This window comes from Klebsiella planticola ATCC 33531, assembly GCF_000735435.1.
In the GTDB taxonomy this organism is placed as follows: Bacteria; Pseudomonadota; Gammaproteobacteria; order Enterobacterales; family Enterobacteriaceae; genus Klebsiella; species Klebsiella planticola.
The window spans coordinates 18,776-41,556 of record NZ_JMPP01000042.1 but is presented as its reverse complement, the minus strand read 5'-3'; the positions used below and the strand labels follow the sequence as shown (position 1 = coordinate 41,556).

General features: G+C 59.1%; 21 protein-coding genes. 12 read left to right on the top strand and 9 right to left on the bottom strand.

What is annotated here, in order from left to right; all coding sequences use genetic code 11:
- Positions 1-16: 16 nt before the first annotated feature.
- The 7 genes from GRPL_RS08185 (at position 17) to benD (ending at position 6,315) form a co-directional block, all read left to right on the top strand.
- On the top strand, positions 17-1,183 hold the full coding sequence (locus tag GRPL_RS08185; protein WP_369804349.1) for a muconate cycloisomerase family protein: 1,167 nt from the start codon (positions 17-19) through the stop codon (positions 1,181-1,183).
- 19 nt (positions 1,184-1,202) lie between these two features.
- Positions 1,203-1,493: a muconolactone Delta-isomerase gene (catC, locus tag GRPL_RS08190; RefSeq protein WP_032687819.1), complete on the top strand. Its 291-nt coding sequence runs from the start codon at positions 1,203-1,205 to the stop codon at positions 1,491-1,493.
- Between the two features lie 77 nt (positions 1,494-1,570).
- Positions 1,571-2,500 (top strand): catechol 1,2-dioxygenase, encoded by a 930-nt coding sequence (catA, locus tag GRPL_RS08195; protein ID WP_032696249.1) that lies wholly within the window; start codon positions 1,571-1,573, stop codon positions 2,498-2,500.
- Positions 2,501-2,641: 141 nt separating this feature from the next.
- Positions 2,642-4,024 carry a Rieske 2Fe-2S domain-containing protein gene (locus tag GRPL_RS08200; protein WP_032699918.1) on the top strand — a complete coding sequence of 461 codons (1,383 nt, stop codon included), beginning with the start codon at positions 2,642-2,644 and terminating at the stop codon, positions 4,022-4,024.
- Positions 4,024-4,509 (top strand): benzoate 1,2-dioxygenase small subunit, encoded by a 486-nt coding sequence (gene benB, locus GRPL_RS08205; protein WP_032687817.1) that lies wholly within the window; start codon positions 4,024-4,026, stop codon positions 4,507-4,509. Before GRPL_RS08200 ends, benB begins: the two co-directional genes overlap by 1 nt.
- Before the next feature lie 9 nt (positions 4,510-4,518).
- On the top strand, positions 4,519-5,532 hold the full coding sequence (benC, locus tag GRPL_RS08210) for a benzoate 1,2-dioxygenase electron transfer component BenC (protein WP_032699917.1): 1,014 nt from the start codon (positions 4,519-4,521) through the stop codon (positions 5,530-5,532).
- A gap of 9 nt (positions 5,533-5,541) precedes the next feature.
- Positions 5,542-6,315, top strand: a complete 774-nt coding sequence (gene benD / locus GRPL_RS08215) for a benzoate diol dehydrogenase BenD (RefSeq protein ID WP_032687814.1) — start codon at positions 5,542-5,544, stop codon at positions 6,313-6,315.
- On the opposite strand, the gene yddG is transcribed toward benD, so the two are convergent.
- Positions 6,312-7,190 carry an aromatic amino acid DMT transporter YddG gene (gene yddG / locus GRPL_RS08220; RefSeq protein ID WP_032699929.1) on the bottom strand — a complete coding sequence of 293 codons (879 nt, stop codon included), beginning with the start codon at positions 7,188-7,190 and terminating at the stop codon, positions 6,312-6,314. The two genes, benD and yddG, sit on opposite strands and share 4 nt — an antisense overlap.
- 223 nt (positions 7,191-7,413) lie before the next feature.
- Between yddG and fdnG the strand changes: the two genes are divergently transcribed.
- From fdnG to fdnI, 3 genes are read left to right on the top strand one after another with little or no spacing between them, the layout of a single operon-like run.
- The gene (gene fdnG, locus GRPL_RS08230) at positions 7,414-10,461 is read left to right on the top strand and encodes a formate dehydrogenase-N subunit alpha (protein WP_150341163.1); all 3,048 of its coding nucleotides are present in this window, start codon (positions 7,414-7,416) and stop codon (positions 10,459-10,461) included.
- A gap of 11 nt (positions 10,462-10,472) precedes the next feature.
- Positions 10,473-11,357, top strand: coding sequence for a formate dehydrogenase subunit beta (gene fdxH, locus GRPL_RS08235; protein ID WP_032687809.1), 885 nt, complete (start codon positions 10,473-10,475; stop codon positions 11,355-11,357).
- The gene (gene fdnI / locus GRPL_RS08240) at positions 11,350-12,018 is read left to right on the top strand and encodes a formate dehydrogenase-N subunit gamma (protein WP_032699915.1); all 669 of its coding nucleotides are present in this window, start codon (positions 11,350-11,352) and stop codon (positions 12,016-12,018) included. Before fdxH ends, fdnI begins: the two co-directional genes overlap by 8 nt.
- A 36-nt stretch (positions 12,019-12,054) precedes the next feature.
- Here fdnI and GRPL_RS08245 read toward each other — a convergent pair whose 3' ends face one another.
- Together GRPL_RS08245 and ppk2 are read right to left on the bottom strand one after the other, a co-directional pair.
- Positions 12,055-12,486, bottom strand: coding sequence for a VOC family protein (locus GRPL_RS08245; protein WP_032687806.1), 432 nt, complete (start codon positions 12,484-12,486; stop codon positions 12,055-12,057).
- Between the two features lie 158 nt (positions 12,487-12,644).
- Positions 12,645-13,463, bottom strand: coding sequence for a polyphosphate kinase 2 (ppk2, locus tag GRPL_RS08250; RefSeq protein WP_032699914.1), 819 nt, complete (start codon positions 13,461-13,463; stop codon positions 12,645-12,647).
- A 300-nt stretch (positions 13,464-13,763) separates the two neighbouring features.
- Here ppk2 and GRPL_RS08255 point away from each other — a divergent pair, with 300 nt between their 5' ends.
- Both GRPL_RS08255 and araJ read left to right on the top strand, forming a co-directional pair.
- The gene (locus GRPL_RS08255; RefSeq protein WP_032699913.1) at positions 13,764-14,096 is read left to right on the top strand and encodes a YMGG-like glycine zipper-containing protein; all 333 of its coding nucleotides are present in this window, start codon (positions 13,764-13,766) and stop codon (positions 14,094-14,096) included.
- Positions 14,097-14,314: 218 nt separating this feature from the next.
- A complete protein-coding gene (gene araJ / locus GRPL_RS08260; RefSeq protein ID WP_032696247.1) occupies positions 14,315-15,484 on the top strand; it encodes an MFS transporter AraJ in 1,170 nt (389 codons plus the stop codon).
- Here araJ and GRPL_RS08265 read toward each other — a convergent pair.
- From GRPL_RS08265 to GRPL_RS08290, 6 genes are read right to left on the bottom strand one after another with little or no spacing between them, the layout of a single operon-like run.
- Positions 15,481-16,575, bottom strand: a complete 1,095-nt coding sequence (locus GRPL_RS08265) for an alkylhydroperoxidase domain protein (RefSeq protein WP_032699912.1) — start codon at positions 16,573-16,575, stop codon at positions 15,481-15,483. The two genes, araJ and GRPL_RS08265, sit on opposite strands and share 4 nt — an antisense overlap.
- An 8-nt stretch (positions 16,576-16,583) precedes the next feature.
- The gene (locus GRPL_RS08270; RefSeq protein WP_032699911.1) at positions 16,584-17,573 is read right to left on the bottom strand and encodes a putative FMN-dependent luciferase-like monooxygenase; all 990 of its coding nucleotides are present in this window, start codon (positions 17,571-17,573) and stop codon (positions 16,584-16,586) included.
- Positions 17,570-19,174, bottom strand: coding sequence for a dipeptide ABC transporter ATP-binding protein (locus tag GRPL_RS08275; protein ID WP_032699909.1), 1,605 nt, complete (start codon positions 19,172-19,174; stop codon positions 17,570-17,572). The genes GRPL_RS08270 and GRPL_RS08275 overlap by 4 nt, the downstream gene beginning before the upstream one ends.
- Positions 19,171-20,022 (bottom strand): ABC transporter permease, encoded by an 852-nt coding sequence (locus tag GRPL_RS08280; RefSeq protein WP_032699907.1) that lies wholly within the window; start codon positions 20,020-20,022, stop codon positions 19,171-19,173. The genes GRPL_RS08275 and GRPL_RS08280 overlap by 4 nt, the downstream gene beginning before the upstream one ends.
- Positions 20,019-20,963 (bottom strand): ABC transporter permease, encoded by a 945-nt coding sequence (locus GRPL_RS08285; RefSeq protein ID WP_032696243.1) that lies wholly within the window; start codon positions 20,961-20,963, stop codon positions 20,019-20,021. The genes GRPL_RS08280 and GRPL_RS08285 overlap by 4 nt, the downstream gene beginning before the upstream one ends.
- A gap of 10 nt (positions 20,964-20,973) precedes the next feature.
- The gene (locus GRPL_RS08290; protein WP_032687796.1) at positions 20,974-22,596 is read right to left on the bottom strand and encodes a TIGR04028 family ABC transporter substrate-binding protein; all 1,623 of its coding nucleotides are present in this window, start codon (positions 22,594-22,596) and stop codon (positions 20,974-20,976) included.
- Between the last annotated feature and the right edge of the window lie 185 nt (positions 22,597-22,781).

The following is a 22,781-nucleotide window of genomic DNA, read 5'->3' as shown; positions in this document are numbered from 1 at the left end:
ATCGTCACCCCTCGTTATGGTTGGCGTCACAAAAAGTTATGAATTTAACGATCAGGAAGAAAACATGACCGCGACCGTAGAACGCATTGAAAGCTGGCTGGTTGACGTCCCGACCATCCGCCCGCACAAACTCTCAATGACAACCATGGGCTGCCAGACGCTGGTGATTGTCCGCATTACGCGCTCTGACGGTATTTGCGGTATCGGCGAGGCGACCACCATCGGCGGGCTGAGCTATGGCGTCGAGAGTCCGGAAGCTATCTCCAGCGCCATTAACCATTACCTGACGCCGCTGCTCAAAGGGCAGCCCGCCGATAACCTCAATGCGCTGACGCAGCGTATCAACAGCGCCATCAAAGGTAACACCTTCGCCAAATCCGCGATTGAAACCGCGCTGTTGGATGCGCAGGGCAAGGCGCTGGGGCTACCGGTTTCGGCGCTGCTTGGCGGCGCGCTGCAGACCTCGCTGCCGGTGCTGTGGACTCTGGCGAGCGGGGATACCCACAAGGACATCGCCGAAGGGGAAAGGCTGCTGGCCGAAGGTCGCCATCAGGCATTTAAGTTGAAAATTGGCGCCAGCGAACTGGCTAGCGATTTACGCCACACCCGGGCGATTGTCGAAGCGCTGGGCGATCGGGCGAGCATTCGTGTCGATGTCAACCAGGCCTGGGACGCCACCGCGGCGGCTAAAGGATGTCGTGAACTGGCGGCGATGGGCATCGACTTAATTGAACAACCGGTCAGCGCGCAGGACAACGCGGCGCTGGTTCGCCTCAGCCATCACATTGAAACCGCGATTCTGGCGGATGAAGCGGTGGCGACGTACTTCGATGGCTATCGCCTGGCGCAGCAAGGCTTCAGCGGCGCCTTTGCCTTGAAAATTGCCAAAGCGGGCGGTCCGGCCAGCGTTTTAGCCCTGGCGCACGTCGCGCAGGCGGCCGGCATCGGATTGTATGGCGGCACCATGCTGGAAGGGACCGTGGGCACCGTCGCATCGCTGCACGCCTGGTCGACGCTGCCGCTGCAATGGGGCAGCGAAATGTTTGGCCCGCTGCTGCTCAAAGATGACATCGTCAGCGTACCGCTAACGTTCGCTAACGGCAGCGTGGTCCTGCCGCAGACCCCGGGTTTAGGTGTCGAACTCGATGAAGATAAATTGCAGTTCTATGCCCGTAAAGCGTAGGACATGACAGGAGAAAAATATGCTGTTTAAAGTGGATATGACCGTCAAGATCCCGCTGGGATATCCCGCCGACGAGCTTGAGGATATTAAACAACGAGAAAAAGCCTATTCGCAGCAATTACAGCGTGAAGGCACCTGGCGACATATCTGGCGCGTCGCCGGATTGTACGCCAATGTCAGTATTTTTGATGTGCGTGATGCCGACCAGTTGCACCAGATATTAATGGCTCTGCCGTTATACCCGTTTATGGAAATCCGCGTCGAGGCCTTGTGTCGTCATCCCTCCTCGATTCGTGAAGACGATAGCTAAAAATAATAAGAAACCTCGCGCCGGATATTCCGGCGTTAACCCTACAAGCCACCTGCAAGCAATAAGTGAGAATCACAATGAAAAATTCTTTCGTACAACAAGAAGCCGTGCAGAAATTATTACGTGAAAGTGCCGGGTTAAATGTTCCCGGCGGTAATGAACGCTTTAAAGCCATTGTGCATCGTTTACTGGAAAATATGTGCACCCTGATCGACGATTATAATATTACCGAGGAAGAGTTCTGGCATGCGGTGAACTATCTGCATGAACTGGGCGGGCGTCAGGAAGCGGCGCTGCTGGCAGCAGGTCTCGGGCTGGAACACTTCCTCGATCTGCGTCAGGATGCGATCGATGCCGCGCAGCATCGCGAAACCGGCACGCCGCGCACCATTGAAGGGCCGCTGTATGTCGCCAATGCGCCGCTTGCAGAGGGGTATGCGCGGATGGATGACGGTCGTGACGCCGGCGAGGTGATGTGGCTGCACGGCCAGGTTTGCGATACCCAGGGCCGTCCGGTTGCCAATGCGATTGTTGATATCTGGCATGCCAACACCCTGGGGAACTACTCGTTCTTCGATCGGAGTCAGAGCGACTATAACCTGCGACGCCGCATCCGCACCGGCGCAGATGGCCGCTACAGCGTGCGTAGCATCATGCCTTCTGGCTACGGCTGCCCGCCGGATGGCCCGACCCAAAAGCTGCTTAACCAGTTGGGTCGTCACGGCAATCGTCCGGCACATATTCACTTCTTTGTCTCCGCGCCGGGCCACAAGCACTTAACCAGCCAGATTAACCTTAACGGCGATAAGTATCTGTGGGATGACTTTGCCTTCGCGACCCGCGATGGCCTGATTGCCGACCCGGTTAAAATCACCGATCGGGAACTGATTCAGCAGCGTAAGCTTGACGGCGAACACACCGAAGTTCGCTTCGACTTTACTTTGTGCACGGCCCTGAACGCCGAAGAAGAACAGCGTATTTCCCGCCTGCGCGCGCAAGAGTCATGATCGGCGCACCTCCCGGGCCGGTGCGCCCGGGGCGGTGAGCCATGCTGTTACCCGGCCTGCCACGCGCGGCCGGGGATATTGCCGAATTGATTATTCTCTCTGATTTCATTAATTCCTGAATTCTGCAGGAGGGCTAAGCTCATGCAAAAAACACTCTCGCTATTAAAAGATAAAATCAGCAATGCATTAATTGTTGATCGGCAAAAACATATTTACCGCTGCCATCGTTCGATTTTTACCGATGCTCAGTTATTTGAATTTGAGATTAAGCATATATTTGAAGGGAACTGGGTATTCCTCGCCCATGAAAGTCAGATTCCTGAGCCCGGCGATTATTTCACCCTAACCCTGGGGCGTCAGCCGGTTATTATCACCCGCGATAAAAAACATGCCTTGCACGCGTTAATTAACAGCTGCGCCCATCGCGGCGCCATGCTCTGCCGGCGTAAAACCGGCAATAAAAACTCGTTTACCTGTCCGTTCCACGGCTGGACCTTCGGTAACAACGGTAAATTACTGAAAGCCAAAGATGAAAGTACCGGCGGATATCCGGAGACCTTTAAACATGAAGGGTCGCACGACCTGAAAAAACTGCCGCGCTTTGCCTCTTATCGCGGCTTCTTATTCGGCAGCCTCAATGAGGACGTGCAGCCGCTGGAAACCTATCTCGGCGAAACCTGCAAGATTATCGATCTGATGGTCGATCAGGCGCCGGAAGGGCTGGAAGTGTTGAAAGGCTCCTCCAGCTATGTCTACGAGGGCAACTGGAAGCTGGGCGCGGAAAACGGCGCCGACGGCTATCACGTCAGCGTGGTGCACTGGAACTACGCTTCCACGATGTCGCGCCGCAACTACGAAGCCGAAGGGACGCATTCCGTCGATGCCAACGGTTGGTCGAAAAGTCTCGGCGGCGGTTACGGTTTCGAAAACGGCCATATGCTGCTGTGGACCCGGGCGCTGAACCCGGAAGTGCGCCCGGTTTTCGCCCATCAGACCCGCTTACAGGCCGAGTTTGGCGAGCTGCGCGCCGACCAGATGGTCAATGAAACGCGCAATCTTTGTCTCTATCCCAACGTCTATTTGATGGACCAGTTTTCCACGCAGATCCGCGTCATTCGCCCGCTCGCAGTAGATAAAACCGAAGTCACTATCTGGTGCTTTGCCCCGAAAGGTGAGCCGGACCAGGCCCGCGCGCTGCGCATTCGTCAGTACGAGGATTTCTTTAACGTCAGCGGCATGGGAACGCCGGACGATCTGGAAGAGTTCAGCGCCTGTCAGCGCGGCTATCTCGGCGAGAACCTGGCGTGGAGCGATCTCAGTCGCGGCGCGCTGCATTGGGTTGATGGTCCGGATGAGCACGCGCGGCATGGCGGATTTACGCCGCTGCTTAGCGGGGTGAAATCGGAGGATGAAGCGCTGTACATCGCCCATCACCATCACTGGCAAAAGGTCATGCTGGCCGCGCTGGAAAAAGAGCAGCTGCGCTATGAACAGTCCATAACCCAACGCGTGGAGGTGGTGTGATGCTGACGCTTGAGCAGGTTCGCCAGTTTCTCTATTACGAAGCCCGCCTGCTGGACGACCGCCAGTGGGATGAGTGGCTGACGTGCTACAGCCCCAAAGTGGTGTTCTGGATGCCGGCATGGGGCGATGACGACAAGCTGACCCGCGATCCGCAGCGCGAAATATCGCTGATCTATTACCCCAACCGCGAGGGACTGGAAGACCGCGTCTACCGCATCAAAACGGAACGTTCTGGCGCCAGTACGCCGGAGCCGCGCACCACCCACATGATTAGCAACGTTGAGCTGCTTGGCGAAAATGAGCAGGGGGTGGAGGTGCGCTACAACTGGGTGACTTACAACCACCGTTATCAGCACACCGATGCGTGGTTTGGCTCGACTTGCGTCACCTTGACGGCCTGCGACGGCAAGCCGCAGATCCTGCGTAAAACGGTGCGCCTGAATAACGATTATATCCGTCAGGTGATCGACGTTTACCATATTTAAGAGGTGGATATGTTTACTATCGCACTCAATTTTGAGGATGGTATTACCCGTTTTATCCAGTGCAATGCGGGAGAAAAAGTGCTGGACGCCGCCTACCGACAGAAGGTCAACCTGCCGATGGATTGCTCGGACGGCGTCTGCGGGACCTGCAAATGCCATTGCGCCAGCGGCGACTATGGCATGGGGGAAGAGTATCTGGAGGAGGCGTTGAGCGAAGAAGAGGCCGATGCCCGTCAGGTGCTGACCTGTCAGATGATCCCGACCAGCGATTGCGTGATTGACGTCCCGGTTGCTGCGGCGCAGTGCAAAACCGCGCTGGCCAGCACCGGTGCGGCGGTGATGCAGGTGAATCACCTGTCGGAGAGCGCCATTGAGCTGGTGCTCCAGCTGGATGAGCCGCTGGCTTTTCTGCCAGGACAATACATCAACATTCAGGTCCCGGGCACGCCGCAGGTGCGCGCTTACTCTTTCAGCTCGCTTCCGGGCGAGCGCGAAGGCCGGTTTCTGATCCGCAACGTGCCCGGCGGGGTAATGAGCCAATGGCTGACACGCCAGGCGGCGCCGGGCGATCGTCTCACCCTCAGCGGCCCGATGGGCAGCTTCTACCTGCGCAACGGGGAACGCCCGCTGCTGATGCTGGCGGGCGGAACCGGGCTGGCGCCGCTGCTGTCGATGCTGCACACCCTTGCCCGGCAGGGCAGCACCCGGCCGATCACGCTGCTCTACGGCGTCACCCGCGATGGCGATCTAGTGAAAACCGAGGCGCTGGATGCGTTTGTCGGCCAGCTTTCCGACTATCGCTGGCTGCCGGTGGTCGCCGATGAACAGAGCGCCTGCCCGCAGCGCGGGTTTGTCACCGGGCATCTTAATGAGGTGATGCTTAACAATGGCGATGTCGACATCTATCTGTGCGGCCCACCGCCGATGGTCAACGCGGTCTCCGGCGCGCTTCGCGAGCGGGGAATTAACCCGGCAGGTTTCTGGTACGAAAAATTTCTCGCCAGCCAGAGTGCGGCGGCATAAGGAGGAGCGATGCGTTTTCAACATCAAGTGGTGGCCATTACCGGCGCCGCCCAGGGTATTGGCCGTCAGACGGCAGAACAAGCCGCCCGCGAAGGCGCCCGTTTGCTGCTGATCGACCGTTCGCGCTATGTCCATGAGCTGGCGGCGACGCTGGCCGAGGGGGGCAGCGAGGTGCTGGCGCTGGAGGCGGACCTCGAACAGTGGGAGAGCACCGAGCAGGCTTTTGCCGCCGGGGTCGCCCATTTTGGCCGACTGGACGTGGTGATTAATAACATCGGTGGGACGATCTGGGCGCGCCCGTTTGCCGAATATCAGCCGGATCAGATTGAAAAAGAGATTCGTCGTTCGCTGTTTCCGACGCTATGGGGCTGCCGCGCGGCGCTACCGTGGATGCTCAAACAGGGCAAGGGCAGCATCGTTAACGTCTCGTCCGTCGCCACTGCGGGGATTAACCGGGTGCCCTACTCGGCGGCGAAGGGCGGGGTCAACGCGCTGACCCGTTCGATTGCCATGGAGTACAGCGGCAGCGGGATTCGCATCAACGCCGTGGCGCCGGGCGGAACCGAGGCGCCGGCGCGCTTAACCCCACGGAATCATGAAACGCCCACGGCGCAGGAGCAGGCGTGGTATCAGCAGGTGGTCGCGCAAACCGTGGAGAGCAGCCTGATGCATCGCTACGGCACGCTGGCGGAACAGGCGAACGCGATCCTGTTTCTCGCCAGCGATGAAGCAAGCTATATCACCGGCGTTACGCTGCCGGTGGCCGGTGGCGACCTCGGCTAACGTCGGGTGGCATACCAGCAGAGCAGGGAGCCGGCGCAAACCATGCCGGCGCCCTGCCAGAATGGCCAGGAGAGGACCGCGCTGAGCAACACCGCCGCCAGCGCCGAAGAGAGCACCGGGGTAAAGTAAGAGGCGGCCGCCAGCAGGCTGACGTTACCGTGGAGAATCCCCACGTTCCAGGCCGCATAGCCAAACCCCAGCGCCACCGCGCACATCACCAGCTTAATGACCACCGGCCAGCTGAAAATCATCGGCGGTTGATCGCTGAGCATAAACTTCAGCCACAGGGTCAGAGCGGTTAATAAAACAAACAGGGTGATGCCGTTTTTGCCGCGCGCATATTTTGCGGTGACCGTGCAATAGGTCGCCCAGATAAATGCGCCGACAAAGGCCAGAATATAGCTCAGCGGGCTGGAGACGACGTTGCGGGTAATTTCATCGATATTCAGGCCATGCTCACCGCCTAATACCCAGGTGACGCCAAGCAGCGCGAGAAATAAGCCGGGAATGACCAGCCAGCTGGTTTTCTGACCATTAAAGAGAATGGCAAAGAGAATCGTCAGGCTGGGCCACAGATAATTGACCATCCCGACTTCAATCGCCTGCTGGCGACTCCCGGCAAAGCCCAGCGACAGCGCCAGACAAATTTCATAGCTGACGAACAGCAGACTGCCGGCCAGCAGATAGGCGCGCGGCATTTGCCGCAGCCGGGGAAACCCGACGGTGGCCAGCAGTAATAAGCCACTCAGCGTATAGATCATTGCCGCGCCGCCGACCGGACCTAACCCTTCACTGACGCCACGAATTAATCCGACCATCGTGCTCCACAGCACAATGGCAGCCAGACCGGTCAACGTTGCTTTTTTCTTTTCCATGTCAAACCTGACACCGATATTCATCAAGAGACGATTTATAACACTTTTTCATTCCTTCTGGCCCCTGTTTTCCTTCGCGCTTAATACAAAGGGAGTAATGAAATCCGCTGACCTTGACTATTAAGGGGGCGATGGTTTTCGACATTGATTTGACGCAAAAAAATAAGGGGCATTGCTGTTAGTTTCCCCCGCGATGAACACGCATCCTGCATGGAGAAAATCAATGGACGTCAGCCGCAGAAAGTTTTTTAAAATCTGCGCAGGCGGTATGGCCGGAACAACAGCTGCTGCACTGGGTTTCGCACCCAAAATGGCGCTGGCTCAGGCGCGTAATTACAAATTATTGCGCGCCAAAGAGATCCGCAACACCTGCACATACTGTTCCGTGGGCTGCGGGCTATTAATGTATAGCCTGGGCGACGGCGCGAAGAACGCGAAAGAAGCCATTTATCATATTGAAGGGGATCCCGATCACCCGGTCAGCCGGGGCGCGTTATGCCCGAAAGGGGCGGGGCTGCTGGATTATGTTCACAGCGAGAATCGTCTGCGTTATCCGCAATACCGCGCGCCGGGCTCTGACAAATGGCAGCGCATCTCCTGGGACGATGCCTTCACCCGTATCGCCAGACTGATGAAAGCCGACCGTGATGCCAACTTTATTGAGAAAAACGAGCAGGGCACCGTGGTTAACCGCTGGCTTTCAACCGGGATGCTGTGCGCCTCGGCGGCAAGTAATGAAACCGGCATGCTGACGCAGAAGTTCGTGCGTTCGCTCGGCATGCTGGCAGTGGATAACCAGGCGCGCGTCTGACACGGACCAACGGTAGCAAGTCTTGCTCCAACATTTGGTCGCGGTGCGATGACCAACCACTGGGTTGATATCAAAAACGCTAACGTGGTGGTGGTGATGGGCGGCAATGCCGCTGAGGCCCATCCGGTGGGATTCCGCTGGGCGATGGAGGCGAAAAACAACAACGATGCTCTGCTTATCGTCGTTGACCCGCGCTTTACGCGTACGGCTTCGGTCGCCGATATCTATGCGCCGATTCGTTCCGGTACCGACATTACCTTCCTGTCGGGCGTGCTGCGGTACCTGATTGAAAACAACAAAATCAACGCGGAGTACGTTAAACACTACACTAACGCCAACCTGCTGGTGCGCGACGATTTTGCCTTCGAAGATGGCCTGTTCAGCGGCTATGACGCTGAAAAACGGCAGTACGATAAAACATCGTGGAACTATCAGTTCGACGAAAACGGCTACGCTCTGCGCGATGAGACCCTACAACATCCGCGCTGCGTATGGAACCTGCTGAAGCAGCACGTCTCCCGCTATACGCCGGAAGTGGTGGAGAACATCTGCGGAACGCCAAAAGCCGATTTCCTCAAAGTGTGCGAAGTGCTGGCCTCCACCAGCGCCGCGGACCGGACCACCACTTTCCTGTACGCATTGGGCTGGACGCAGCATACCGTCGGCGCGCAGAACATCCGCACCATGGCGATGATCCAGCTACTGCTTGGCAATATGGGGATGGCCGGCGGCGGCGTCAACGCCCTGCGCGGCCACTCCAATATTCAGGGCTTAACCGACCTCGGTCTGCTGTCGACCAGCCTGCCGGGCTATCTGACGCTGCCGTCTGAAAAACAGACCGATCTGCACAGCTGGCTGGCGGCGAATACGCCAAAAGCCACGCGAGCGGATCAGGTGAATTACTGGAGCAACTATCCGAAGTTTGCGGTCAGCCTGATGAAAGCGTTTTACGGCGATGCGGCGCAGAAAGAGAACGACTGGGGCTTTAACTGGCTGCCGAAATGGGATCAGTCTTACGACGTCATCAAGTATTTCAACATGATGGATAAAGGACAGGTCACGGGCTATATCTGCCAGGGCTTCAACCCGGTGGCCTCGTTCCCGGACAAAAACAAGGTGATCCGCAGCCTGAGCAAGCTGAAGTACATGGTGGTTATCGACCCGCTGGTGACTGAAACCTCGACCTTCTGGCAAAACCACGGCGAGTCGAACGATGTTGACCCGGCGGCGATTCAGACCGAAGTGTTCCGTTTGCCCTCCACCTGCTTTGCTGAAGAGGACGGGTCGATTGCTAACTCCGGGCGCTGGCTGCAGTGGCACTGGAAAGGCCAGGATGCGCCGGGCGAAGCGCGTAACGACGGTGAAATTCTGGCCGGGATTTACCACCGTCTGCGCGAGATGTATCGCCGTGAAGGCGGGAAAGGTGCCGAACCGCTGCTGAAGATGAGCTGGAGCTACAGGCAGCCGGATCATCCGGAGTCGGAAGAGGTGGCGAAAGAGAACAACGGCTATGCGCTGGCGGATCTCTATGACAGCAACGGCGTCCTGCTGGCGAAAAAAGGCCAGCTGCTGAGCAGTTTCGCACTGTTGCGTGATGACGGCACCACTGCGTCGTCCTGCTGGATCTACGCCGGTAGCTGGACGGAGCAGGGTAACCAGATGGCCAACCGCGATAACGCCGATCCGTCAGGACTGGGCAATACGCTGGGCTGGGCCTGGGCGTGGCCGCTGAACCGACGCGTGCTGTACAACCGGGCATCGGCGGATATTAACGGCAAGCCGTGGGATCCGAAGCGGATGCTGATCCAGTGGAACGGCAGCAAGTGGACGGGGAACGATATCCCTGACTTCAATACCGCCGCGCCGGGCAGCAACACCGGGCCGTTTATCATGCAGCCTGAAGGGCTGGGGCGTCTGTTTGCGCTCGATAAGCTGGCGGAAGGGCCGTTCCCGGAACATTACGAGCCCATGGAAACGCCGCTGGGTACCAACCCGCTGCACCCGAACGTGATCTCCAGTCCGGTGGTGCGTCTGTATGAAGACGACGCCCTGCGCTTAGGGAAAAAAGATCGGTTCCCTTACGTCGGCACCACCTATCGTCTGACCGAGCATTTCCACACCTGGACCAAGCATGCGCGGCTTAACGCCATCGCCCAGCCGGAACAGTTTGTGGAAATCAGCGAAGGTCTGGCGCAGGCGAAAGGCATTACCAACGGCGATCGGGTGACGGTGAGCAGCCAGCGCGGCTTTATTCGCGCGGTGGCGGTGGTGACTCGCCGTCTGCGGACTCTCAACGTTCACGGCCAGCAGGTGGAAACCGTCGGGATCCCGCTGCACTGGGGCTTTGAAGGGGTGGCGCAGAAAGGCTATATCGCCAATACCCTGACGCCAAACGTCGGCGATTCCAACTCGCAAACGCCGGAGTATAAAGCGTTTCTGGTCAACATCGAGAAAGCGTAAGGAGCGATTCAATGGCGATGGAAACACAAGACATTATTAAGCGCTCCGCAACCAACCCGATAACCCCCGCGCCGCGTGCGCGGGACTACAAGGCGGAAGTGGCTAAGCTGATTGATGTCTCCTCCTGCGTGGGCTGCAAAGCCTGCCAGGTGGCCTGTTCCGAGTGGAACGATATCCGCGATGAGGTGGGGCACTGTGTCGGGGTGTACGATAACCCGGCGGACCTGAGCGCCAAATCCTGGACGGTGATGCGCTTTAGCGAAACCGAGCAGAACGGCAAGCTGGAGTGGCTGATCCGTAAAGATGGCTGTATGCACTGCGAGGAGCCAGGCTGTCTGAAAGCCTGTCCCTCCGCCGGGGCGATTATTCAGTACGCCAACGGTATCGTCGATTTTCAGCAGGAGAACTGCATCGGCTGCGGCTACTGCATTGCCGGCTGTCCGTTTAATGTCCCGCGTCTCAATAAAGAGGATAATCGGGTCTATAAATGTACCCTCTGCGTGGATCGCGTTAGCGTCGGCCAGGAACCGGCGTGCGTGAAAACCTGCCCGACTGGCGCCATCCATTTTGGCAGCAAGAAAGAGATGCTGGAGGTGGCGCAGGAGCGGGTCAACAAGCTGAAAGCGCGCGGCTATTTACAGGCCGGGGTGTACAACCCGCAGGGAGTGGGCGGTACCCATGTGATGTACGTCCTGCACCATGCTGACCAGCCGGAGCTGTACCACAATCTGCCGAAACAGCCGCAGATTGATACCAGTATTAATCTGTGGAAGGGGGCGCTGAAGCCGCTGTCAGCGGCCGGCTTTATCGCTACCTTTGCCGGCTTGATTTATCACTACATCGGCATCGGGCCGAACAAGGAAGTGGATGACGACGAGGAGGAGCATGATGAATAAGTCGAAAATGATTGTGCGCACGAAGTTTATCGACCGCGCCTGTCACTGGACGGTGGTTATCTGCTTCTTTCTGGTGGCGCTCTCCGGGATCTCGTTCTTTTTCCCGACGCTGCAGTGGCTGACGGAAACCTTCGGTACGCCGCAGATGGGACGCATTTTGCATCCGTTCTTCGGCGTGGCTATCTTCATTGCGCTGATGTTTATGTTTGTACGCTTTGTCCACCATAACATTCCGGACAAGCAGGACATCCCGTGGCTGAAGGGCATTGTTGAAGTGCTGAAGGGCAATGAACATAAAGTGGCCCGCGTCGGCAAATATAACGCCGGGCAGAAGATGATGTTCTGGACCATCATGAGCATGATTTTCGTGTTGCTGGTGACCGGGGTGATCATCTGGCGTCCCTGGTTTGCCCCTTTCTTCCCGATCCAGGTCATTCGCTACAGCCTGCTGATTCACGCCACCTCGGCGATTATTTTGATTCACGCCATCCTGATCCATATGTATATGGCATTCTGGGTGAAAGGGTCGATTAAGGGGATGGTCGAAGGCAAAGTCAGCCGTCGCTGGGCCAGCAAACATCACCCGCGCTGGTACCGTGAGGTTGAGCGTCTGGAAGCGAAAAAAGAGAGTCTGGAAGGCATCACGTCACGCCGTTCCTGACCGTTTCATGGCGCGACCCGGTCGCGCCATGTGTTTTCACTTCTCGCTACGCAGGACTTCCAGCCCAACGCGCTGGCCGTATGAGAGTTCCAGCGTATTGCCATCCGGGTCGCTGAAGAAAACGTAATAGCCCACCGGCTCCCCAGACTGCTCCGGCTCCTTTCTCAGCACGCCTTCCCGCCGCGCCATCGCGGTTTTGGCGTCGATCTCCTCTTTTGTCGCGCAGGCGACACCTAAATGACCAAACGGCCCCAGCGGGGTATCGGTCGGCTCATCGGCCTGCACCAGCACCAGGGCGAATAAGCGGGTACGATCGCTTAACCACGCTACGTGGCGAGCGGAGGGGAGATTCGGCGAGCGCTGGTGAATCACCTGCATGGCGGTATAGCGGGTATAAAAATCGATGCTCCTGTCGAGATCCCGCACCATAAAGGCAACGTGGGTAAAACCGCTGTCAATCTCATGCATATCATGTCCTTATTGTGGCCTGACGGTATGCGTTAAGCGTAATACCTGAGGTTAACTTGAGGTAAACGGCGGATTTGTCGATTTGAGCTCCCCAGAAAAGGGGGGGACCTTTCCCGCTCCGGCAGAAGGGCCCGAGGCGGGCAAGGCGCAGTTCGCGCTCAGAAGCGCTCGGCAATAAAACGGAAAGGGTAATCGGCAGTTTTCACTTTGCCGATTTTACGTTTGGGTAATTTTACCGGTTCGGTATGGACGCTCTTATAGGGGATCTGCGACAGCAGATGAGTAATGATATTCAGGCGCACGCGCTTCTTCTCTTCCGAACGGGCGACAAACCACGGCGCCCAGGAGGTGTCGGTGGCGGCAAACATCGCATCCCTGGCCTGAGTGTACTCATCCCAGCGGTTAAACGACTTGATATCCATCGGTGACAGTTTCCAGATTTTGCGCCCGTCATCGATACGGTCGCGCAGCCGGCGCTCCTGTTCTTCCGGCGTCACCTCGAGCCAGTATTTGAGCAGGATGATGCCGGACTCCACCATCGACCGCTCTACCAGCGGCGCCCCCGCAAGGAATTTTTCCACGTCGTCGGCGCTGCAAAATCCCATCACCCGTTCAACGCCCGCCCGGTTATACCAGCTGCGGTCGAAAATAACGATTTCGCCAGCGGCCGGCAGATGCGGGATATAGCGTTGAAAATAGAGCTGGGTCTTCTCCTTGTCGGTCGGGGCCGGCAGGGCGATCACCCGGAATACGCGCGGACTGACCCGCTCGGTGATCGCTTTGATGGTGCCGCCTTTACCGGCGCCATCGCGACCTTCAAACACAATGCACACCTTCAGTCCCTGACTGACTACCCACTGCTGCAATTTAACCAGCTCGACGTGGAGTTTGCGCAGCGCTTTTTCATACTCTTTATCGCCAAGCGGCTTCATTTTGCTCGAACCCGCTACACCCTTGACCTGCTTGTTGTTTCCCATGGCTATCGCTCCGTTCTGAGAAGGGAAAGGGAACTTGTGTACCGTAAAGTGTAATCATCCCGGGCAAGAGTGGCGGACATTATGACAATTCCGCGGGTTAACAGGCGAAGTCGACGAGGCGTCACGCGCCATGAGGAAAAAAACTTGTCCAGATTTGGACAGGTTTGCTCTTTTCATTGCGCCAGCGAGCGCATACCGTGTGCGGACTCTTTACCATCAGACCGCCAGGTCTGGCTCCCGAGGATTGCCCGTGTAGCTGGCGTTAACACCTGCGGGAGCGAAATAAAAAGGAATTGACCGATGAAAACTGCGAACGGTATGGCCATTTTTTTGGGCTGCGCACTGACCTTTTCCGTCAGCGCGATGGATAAAACGGCCGGTGGCGCCGTGGCGGGGGCCGCCGTGGGTGCGTTAAGCGGAAAAAACGTGCGCTCCACGGTACAAGGCGCGGTCGTCGGTGGCGGTATCGGCGCCATGACTGAACACGGCGACAAAGGCAAAGCCGCGCGTACCGGCGGGGCCATCGGCGCCGCAGTCGGAGCGGGTGCCGCAGCCGTTACCGGCAACAGCGTGCTGCAGGGCGCGGCGCTGGGCGCCGGGGCGGGCGGCATGATCGGGAAAGCCAGCCGCTAACACTTCTCCAGCCGTATTGCGCTGCGATACGGCTGACTGCCTCTGCGTCACGCCGACGCTGCGCTCTTCCTCTCTGATTCATCCCTCCCGGCCCCTGGCTCACATAAACGGATCGCGCTATTTTATGGACAAACGGGTCAGCGGGCGTTTTTGTCTGGTTTGCCGATCCTGAATGGTCAATAATGCCGGCCGAAAATGCAAAATACGTGATTAACTGAATGAAAAAGACGATTTTTTCGCTCGCGCTGGGCACGTTTGGCCTGGGCATGGCGGAATTTGGCATTATGGGCGTACTGCCGGAAATTGCTCGCGATGTCGGGGTCTCCATTCCCGTCGCCGGCAACATGATCGCCTGGTATGCCTTCGGGGTGGTGATTGGCGCGCCGGTAATGGCACTGTTTTCCAGCCGCTTTTCATTAAAGTCGGTGATGCTGTTCCTCGCGGCGCTCTGTATTGTCGGGAATACCTTGTTTACCTTTTCTTCCAGCTATTTCATGCTGGCGACCGGGCGACTGGTGTCCGGCTTCCCGCATGGCGCCTTTTTCGGCGTCGGGGCGATTATTTTGTCGAAGGTGGCGCCGCCGGGTAAAGTGACCGCGGCGGTGGCGGGGATGATTGCCGGTATGACGGTGGCCAATCTGGTCGGCGTCCCCGCCGGGACCTGGCTTGGCCATCAGTTCAGCTGGCGCTATACCTTTCTGGGGATTGCTATCTTCAACGTGGCGGTGCTGATGTCGATTCTCTGGTGGGTTCCGACCGTCTTTGATCGATCCACGACGCGGCTGCGGGAGCAGTTTCACTTCTTATCGTCGCCTGCGCCGTGGCTGATTTTTGCCGCGACCCTGTTTGGCAACGCCGGGGTATTTACGTGGTTCAGCTACATCAAACCGTTTATGATCCATGTCTCCGGATTTTCCGAAAGCGCGATGATCGCCATCATGATGCTGGTAGGGCTGGGGATGGTTATCGGTAATCTGCTGAGCGGAAAAATCTCCGCTCGCTACAGTCCGCTGCGCATTGCGGCCGCCACCGACGGCGCCATTGTGGTAGTGATGCTGCTGATCTTTCTCTTTGGCGAGCACAAAACGGCATCGCTGCTGCTGGCGTTTTTGTGCTGTGCCGGACTCTTTGCGCTGGCGGCGCCGCTGCAAATCTTATTGCTCCAGAATGCCCGGGGCGGAGAGATGCTGGGGGCGGCTGGCGGGCAGATAGCCTTCAACCTCGGCAGCGCGATCGGTGCATTTTGCGGCGGGATGATGATTACCTCCGGCTTTGGCTGGAATGCGATTGCGCTCCCGGCGGCGCTGCTCTCCTTCCTGGCGATGACATCCCTGTTGATTTACGCCCGCGACCAGCGGAACCGCATCGCCGCGGGCGCGGTGGATTAATCCGTTTCCCACGGTTCGCCAAGGGTCAACATCAGGCGGTTAGCCCACGCAAAAAAGGCCGCCGATTGCAGTAAATCGAGCTGGGCCAGGGTGTCCAGACCCTGCTCTTCAAGGCGATCAAGATGCGCAGCGGTCAGGGCAGGCGGCGTGACGGACAGGGCGGCGGCAAAGTCTATTTCCGCCCGCCAGCGCGGCGACTGGCCGTCGCTCAAGATTTCCCCCGGCGTCACCGCCAGCAGCGTTTCTATCGCACTCTCATCTTTTGCCAGCTGCGCCGCCTTGCGGGCATGCACCGATGCGCAATAAATACAGCCGTTGACCTTACTGGCGACCGTAGCGGCCAGCTCTCGTTCCGCGCGCGGCAGACCGCCGGGGGTGTAGAAGATGCCTTTGTCGGTCAGCGTACGCTGCTCCAGTACCGGCTGATTGCGCGCCAGCAGCCGAAAATAGGGGGAATCCGTATGGCCAAATTTTGCCAGAATCGCCCGTTCATCGTCGTTGAAGGCGTCCAGCGCTTTGGCTTCAAGCCAGGGCTCCCAGTTCAGTTCATCACGGGTGAAATGCCCTGGGGCCGGCTTACCGCTTACGGTCTGCCGGGTGGTATGCCAGAAACCGGCCGCCACCGGCGTATCGGCGCTGGCAAAGGGTTTTCCGTTCAATAACCGCAGGCCGTTGAGTAACCGGCTCTGGAAGCTGACGAAGGCTATCAGCTGGGCGAGGGTGACTATCCCGCGCGGGGTCCAGCCGGCGCGGGTGAGCGCCTGCAGCGCCGAAGGGGTGGCCTCTACCGGGCTGAAGGTTAACAGACGGGCAAACGCCAGCGCCGGGGTCAGCCGCGCGGAGGTCGGGTCGGCCAGGCCAAAACCGGCATAGTGGGCGGCCAGCGCATCGGCCTGATGCAGCTTCGCCACTTTGGCGGCGACGGCAAAACGTTCATCGGGGGGGAAATCCTCATCCTGCTGGCTGAACAGCACCTCATAGCTGCCCTGTGCGTGGCGGGTCGCCGCGTCGCGCACGGCCCGGGCCTCGGCTAACGGGGAATCCGGGGAAATCTCTGCCAGCTCTGCCAAAATATCCTGACTCAGTGTCATGGTGACTCCTACCTTAGTTGCGGGGCGATATGCTGAGCGATCAGCTCAAGGGAACGCAGCGTGTCACGGTGCGAGGGCTCAACGGAGTGTACCTGGAACGAAATATCGGTGACGCGGGCCAGCACGCTGTCCCGTGCCAGAGAGGCCTGCACGTGTTCGACATCACCGACGTGGGCATCCAGTTGCAGCAGATGATCGGTGACAGTGTCACCGATTATGTCATACCCGGCGGCGCGATGTGCCGCCGCCTGCTGGCGTAATCCGGGGGCGGCGACCTGCAGGGCGTACTCCTGGCTGTCGGCAATAAAAGCGGTGCGCGAAGCGAGGATCCTTGGCGCTGTGCCGGCGGGCAGCGCCGCGAGGTAGGCATCGATCAGCGGATTCTGGATGGCATCAAGCGCTAAATACGGCTGACCGTGCGGGCGCGGCTGCGTCCGGGAGAGCATCAGGCCGTGACCGGCCTGGCCGGCGCGAACGGCACCATCAATTGAAAACGTCGCTATCCAGATCCGTTCAGCCAGCTGCGGCGCCGGCGGGTAGAGATGGTTGTCAGGATGGGCCAGTGAATCACCGCGCCAGGCACTCTGGATCACATGCAGATTATCGGCAAAGGCGGCTCCCCGCTGTTCGCTGGTTAGGCCAAACGGCAAAAAAGAGGTTGGCGTGCCGCCGGAGCCAAAGCCGACTTCAAGACGCCCGTTGGCCAGGAGATCCAGCACCGCCGCATCTTCGGCGACCCGCAGTGCGTTCTCCATCGGCAGCGTAATAATGGCGGTACCGAGGCGAATCCGTTCGGTCTGTGCCGCCACGTGGGCGAGAAAGACCAGCGGTGACGGCAACCCGCCTTCATGCTCGTGGAAGTGATGCTGGGCAATCCACGCGCTGTCAAAACCGAGTCGTTCGGCGTGGCGAATCTGTTCGGTTGCCAGCCGGTAGCGCTGTTGCGCAGGGGCAGAGTCCAGCAGGCGGGTGAAAAAACCCAGGCGTTTACGCGTCATGCGATCTCCTTGCTCAGGGTGGACAGGTGGGGAATGGCGGCGATGAGTTCACGGGTATAGGCGTGCTGCGGCTGGTTAAACAGGCGGTTGACCTCGCCGTATTCCACAACCTGACCGGCGCGCAGTACCGTGACGCTCTGCGCGATGCGGCGCACCGTCGCCAGGTCGTGGGTGATAAACAGATAGGTCAGCCCCAGCTGTTGCTGCAGCTGCTGAAGCAGGGCGAGAATCTGCGCCTGCACCGTGACATCCAGCGCGGAAGTGGCTTCGTCAAGAACCAGAATCGTCGGCTCCAGCACCAGCGCCCGGGCAATGGCGACCCGCTGGCGCTGGCCGCCGGAAAGCTCGCGGGCGGTCCGCGTCAGCAGCTCCGGAGCCAGCGCGACCCGGGCGGCAACCGCCTCGACGCGGGCACGGCGGGTGAGCGGACTCAGCGGTTCGAAATTTTTCAGCGGCTCTTCGATAATCTCAAACAGGGTCTGACGCGGGTCGAGCGAGGCGAACGGGTTCTGATAGACGAACTGAATTTTACGCCGCAGCTGACGCTGCGCCTCGCGACTTAAATGACCGGCATCGATACCATCGATGGCGATATGGCCGCTATCGGCCTGTTCAAATCCGAGCAGAATCCGCGCCAGCGTGGTTTTGCCCGAACCTGATTCGCCAACTAACGCATGGGTCGTGCCGCGTTTCACCTCAAAGCTGACGGCGTCAAGCGCCTGCAGCCCGGCATCACCCAGCGAAAAACGTTTACTGATATCCGCGACCCGGATAGCGGCCGTCGCCGGATGGTGGCGCGGCGCTGCTCCGATTGTGGGCTGGGTTCCCTGCAGATCGCTCAGCAGCTGACGAGTGTAGGCGTGTTGCGGCGCGCGGATGAGATCCGCCGTGATGCCCTGTTCCTGAATTTCTCCGTGGCGAAAAACCAGCAGCCGGTCGGCACGCTGCGCCGCCAGCGCCAGATCGTGGGTGACGAGCAGTACCGCCGTTCCGGACTCCCGGCGCAGGGTATCGAGGAGGTTGAGAATGCGTTTTTGTACGGTGACATCGAGGGCGCTGGTCGGTTCGTCGGCAATGATCAGGTCCGGCTTCAGGGCAATGGCGATAGCAATTAACACCCGCTGCTTCATGCCGCCGGAGAGCTGATGCGGATACTGATAAAAGCGCTGTTCGGGGTGGCTGAGGCCAACTTTGCTCAGCAGGGCCAGTACCTGCTGCTTGCGTACGGCAGCGCGCGCTTTCTGGTGCAGACGCAGAATTTCGCCAACCTGGGCGCCGATCGTTTGTACCGGGTTCAGGGAGTTGCCCGGGTCCTGCGGGACCAGACTGATACGCGTGCCGCGCAGACTATCAAGTCGTTTCCCCGACCAGCCGCTGATATCCTCGCCGTTAATCTCCACGCGTCCGCTGTCGCGTCGGGCATTGTTCGCCAGCAGGCCGATAATGGCCTGGGCGGTGGTGGTTTTGCCGGATCCGGACTCCCCGACAAATGCCAGCATTTCGCCGCGTTGCAGGCTGAAACTGACGTTATGTACCACTTCCTGCCAGCGGTGCTGCGAGCGGTAGCTGATGCGCAGGTTTTCCACCCGTAATACGTTCATGAGCGCTCTCCGCTAAATTGACGGCTGATGCGGTTGGCCGCCAGCACTACCGCGACGACCGCCACGCCGGGAAAGGTGGTCAGCCACCAGGCGGTTGAAAGATAGTTACGTCCCTCGGCGATCAGCAGCCCCCATTCCGGCACCGGCGGCGGCGTACCGTAGCCGAGAAAACTCAGGGTAGAGAGGGCGAGAATCGCCTGGCCAAACTGCAGCGTGGCGAAGGCCAGTACGGCGGTGAGTGAGTTAGGTAAAATATGTCGCCAGAAGACGGCGAAGAAAGTGCCGCCGCTGCCAAAGGCCGCTTCGACGTAGTCGCTGTGCCGCACGCGGACCACTTCCGCTCGCGCCAGGCGGGCAAAGCTGGCAATGGCGGCGACGCCCACGGCCACCGCGGCGTTCACGGTGCCGAAACCGAGCAGGATAATCACCGTTAATGACAGCAGCAGCGACGGGATGGCCAGCAGGACATCAACCAGGCGCATCACCAGCGACTCGACGCGTCCGGCAACGGCGCCGGCCAGCGTGCCGAGCGCGGTGCCGACCAACAGTCCGATAGCGACGGCCGCCAGCGCGGCGGAAAGAGAGTGGACCGCGCCATAGACGATCCGCGTCCACAGGTCGCGTCCCAGCTGGTCGGTTCCCAGCCAGTGGCCGGCCTGCGGCGCCAGACGCTGTGCGCCGACGGTACCTTCGAGCGGGTTATAGCCGCTGAACAGCTGCGGGGCGAGCGCCATCAACAGCGCGATGATCATGATGCTCCAGGCGAGCCATAGCCCCGGCTGGAAACGCAGCGGTCGACGACCGGGCGCCCGTCGGCGAGCGGCGGTGGCGTAATCAACGAGACTCATACCACGCCTCCGGTCACTGTTTTCAGGCGTGGATCGAACAGCGGCATCAACAGATCCACCAGCAGGTTAATCAACACAAATGCGAGGGCGGAGATCATCACCACCGCCTGTAATACGGCAATATCCTGATTGTTGACCGCCTGCTGGGTCAACTGACCCAGACCGCCGCGACCGAAGACGGTTTCGGTAATCAGTGCGCCGGCGATCAGCTCTCCCAGCAGCAGCCCGGCGATATTCAACGCCGGTAGCAGGGCGTTGCCGGTGACGTGTCGCCACAGAACGCCGGTTTCACTCATTCCTTTGGCACGGGCAACGGCGACAAACGGCAGGGCCGCCACCTGGTCCATGCTGCGCATCAGGATCTGCGCCAGCGGGGCGGAAATGGGCACCGCGACGGCGATGATCGGCAGTATCAGCCCCTGGAGCGGGCCAGGGTTGATCACCGGGATCCAGCGCAGCTGGAAGGAGAAGAGTTGAATCAGCGCAATGCCTAACCAGAACGTCGGCAGCGAGATAAACAGCACCGGTAAAGACTGTAAGGTATTGCTCAGCCAGCGCAGCCCCGGCAGGCGCGAGGCGAAGGCCAGGCTAAAGGCCAGCGCGATAGCCAGTATAAACGCCGGGATCGCGAGGCTGAGGGTATCCGGCAGGTTGCTGGCCAGCAGCGTACTGACCGCAATACCTGCCTGTAACGAGTAGCCAAAATCCCCCTGCAGCATCGCTGCTAAGGTGTGGAAATACTGCTTCCAGATCGGGCTGTCTGCGCCGTAGGCGATACGCATATCGGCGATTTGCGCCGGACTGAGACCCAGATCCGGGTTCTGGAACTTGATCAGCACCGCGTCCCCCGGCAGCACCTGCAGCAGCACGAAGGAGAGGGTGAAGGCCGCCCACAGCACCAGTAAACTCTGGCCCAGACGTCGCAGAAGGTTATGGCTCATCCCATGCTCCTTAGTGCTTTTCCAGCCAGGTGCCGTAGAACGATGGACGACCGACGGCTTCAAAGCTCACGCCCTTCACCCACGGCGCACCGGCAAAGACCTGCGGCTCTTCAAAGATCGGGATCACGTAGGCGTTATCCAGCAAATAACGCTGGGCATCGCCGGTCAGCTGCAGGCGTTTTTGCGGATCGACTTCGGCGGAAATCGCAGTCAGCAGATCGTTAAGCTTATCGTCGCGAAAGTGCTGCACTTTGTCGCTGGAACCGCCCTGTTGCAGCAGGGCATCGCGGTTGGTCGGGAAGAACATGCTTTTCACCACGTCCGGGTCGGCGCGCCCCACTTCTGAAACGGTCAGCGGGGTCTTCAGCGGATCGAGGTTATCAATAACCCGGCTACCGGCATCGCCCGCTTTTACGCTCAGCGCCGCCCCCACCTGGCGCCACTGCTGAGCAATCAGCTGGAGCACCTCTTTGTTTTGCGGTTGCGGCAGCGATTCATAGACCGTCAGCGCCAGGCGCTGGCCCTCTTTCTCTCTGATCCCGTCGGCGGCCGGTTTCCACCCGGCTTCATCGAGCAACTGCCTGGCCTGGGCTTGATCGAAGGTCAGCTTGTCGCTCAGATTGACGTAACCTGCCGCCGTGCTGGCGATAGCCGAGGTCGCCTGCGGGTAATTGGCGGAGAACAGCGTATCCACCACCTGTTTTGCGTTGGTGGCATGCAGCAGCGCCTGGCGGACGCGCAGGTCGGACACCAGCGGGTTATCCGGGCGGAAACTCAGGCTGTCATTGACGCCGCGAGTAGGGGCGGCATAAATCCTGAATCCCTGGTCGGTCGCCTGTTTTTCATCGTAGGCCTGAACCTGGCGGATAAAATCGGCCTGACCCGCCAGTAACGCCCCGATACGCACGCTGTCTTCCGGGGTGACGATAAAGGTAATACCGTCGAGGTTGGCCGGCCCCTGTTGAGCCAGGTTTTTCGGCCCCCACTGGTAATCCTTACGGGCGACCAGCGTCAGCTCGCGACCCGGCTTTTCATCTTTAACGACAAAGGGCCCGGAGCCGATAATATTGCGCGCGTCGCCGAGTTCGTCGAAATTACGCTGCAAGGTGCTGAGAGAGACCAGCCCGGAGCCAATGGTAGCGGTGCCCTGCAGAAAACCGGGCGACGGTTTTTTGAAGTAAAACTTCACCGTCAGCGGATTGATGACTTCGCTATGGTCGTAGTTGTTGATCACTTCAGAGACCGGCAGCCGATGGGCTTTATTGCCGAGACCGTAGGTATCAAAATTTTTGGCCACCGCGTTGGCATCCAGCGGGGTGCCGTCGGAGAAGGTGATGCCTGGACGCAGCGTAAAGGTGTATTCGGTTTTGTCGGCGTTCGTTACCCAGCTCTCTGCAATCCACGGTTCAACCGCCAGCGTCTTCGGGTTTTGCCAGGTTAATTTATCGGTTATTTGATTGAGAATGCCGCCGTTGGGATAGAACCCTCCGGCCGGTGGATAGAGATTGGTGTGCGGCTGCTGCTCCAGATAGATTAATGTCCCGCCTTTCACCGGCGTATCGGCGGCCCAGGCGGAAAAAGCGCCGGTTAAAAAAAGGGCTGCCAACGCGGGCAGACGAAAACGGCTTTGCATGGTGAATTCCTTTGTTATCTATTGTGTTGCCATCATCGGGCGCGGATATAAACAAAGGAACCAACGAATTGCGCTAAGCATTTGCGGAAAAGGCATTTGCCGCGACGGGGAAATATTCTATGCGGGAGATAGCTGGCGAAACGGGAGCATGCCGGGCGGCCAGCGTAATGAAACGGCCTCTCCCG

Coding starts and splice junctions, on each gene's coding strand:
- GRPL_RS08255 (WP_032699913.1), top strand. CDS start 13,764: ATGAAAACTGCGAACGGTATGGCCATTTTTTTGGGCTGCGCACTGACC.
- GRPL_RS08285 (WP_032696243.1), bottom strand. CDS start 20,963: ATGAGCCATAACCTTCTGCGACGTCTGGGCCAGAGTTTACTGGTGCTG.
- catC (WP_032687819.1), top strand. CDS start 1,203: ATGCTGTTTAAAGTGGATATGACCGTCAAGATCCCGCTGGGATATCCC.
- benB (WP_032687817.1), top strand. CDS start 4,024: ATGCTGACGCTTGAGCAGGTTCGCCAGTTTCTCTATTACGAAGCCCGC.
- GRPL_RS08270 (WP_032699911.1), bottom strand. CDS start 17,573: ATGACGCGTAAACGCCTGGGTTTTTTCACCCGCCTGCTGGACTCTGCC.
- GRPL_RS08280 (WP_032699907.1), bottom strand. CDS start 20,022: ATGAGTCTCGTTGATTACGCCACCGCCGCTCGCCGACGGGCGCCCGGT.
- yddG (WP_032699929.1), bottom strand. CDS start 7,190: ATGGAAAAGAAAAAAGCAACGTTGACCGGTCTGGCTGCCATTGTGCTG.
- catA (WP_032696249.1), top strand. CDS start 1,571: ATGAAAAATTCTTTCGTACAACAAGAAGCCGTGCAGAAATTATTACGT.
- GRPL_RS08290 (WP_032687796.1), bottom strand. CDS start 22,596: ATGCAAAGCCGTTTTCGTCTGCCCGCGTTGGCAGCCCTTTTTTTAACC.
- fdnI (WP_032699915.1), top strand. CDS start 11,350: ATGAATAAGTCGAAAATGATTGTGCGCACGAAGTTTATCGACCGCGCC.
- GRPL_RS08275 (WP_032699909.1), bottom strand. CDS start 19,174: ATGAACGTATTACGGGTGGAAAACCTGCGCATCAGCTACCGCTCGCAG.
- ppk2 (WP_032699914.1), bottom strand. CDS start 13,463: ATGGGAAACAACAAGCAGGTCAAGGGTGTAGCGGGTTCGAGCAAAATG.
- GRPL_RS08245 (WP_032687806.1), bottom strand. CDS start 12,486: ATGCATGAGATTGACAGCGGTTTTACCCACGTTGCCTTTATGGTGCGG.
- araJ (WP_032696247.1), top strand. CDS start 14,315: ATGAAAAAGACGATTTTTTCGCTCGCGCTGGGCACGTTTGGCCTGGGC.
- GRPL_RS08200 (WP_032699918.1), top strand. CDS start 2,642: ATGCAAAAAACACTCTCGCTATTAAAAGATAAAATCAGCAATGCATTA.
- GRPL_RS08265 (WP_032699912.1), bottom strand. CDS start 16,575: ATGACACTGAGTCAGGATATTTTGGCAGAGCTGGCAGAGATTTCCCCG.
- benD (WP_032687814.1), top strand. CDS start 5,542: ATGCGTTTTCAACATCAAGTGGTGGCCATTACCGGCGCCGCCCAGGGT.
- GRPL_RS08185 (WP_369804349.1), top strand. CDS start 17: ATGGTTGGCGTCACAAAAAGTTATGAATTTAACGATCAGGAAGAAAAC.
- benC (WP_032699917.1), top strand. CDS start 4,519: ATGTTTACTATCGCACTCAATTTTGAGGATGGTATTACCCGTTTTATC.
- fdxH (WP_032687809.1), top strand. CDS start 10,473: ATGGCGATGGAAACACAAGACATTATTAAGCGCTCCGCAACCAACCCG.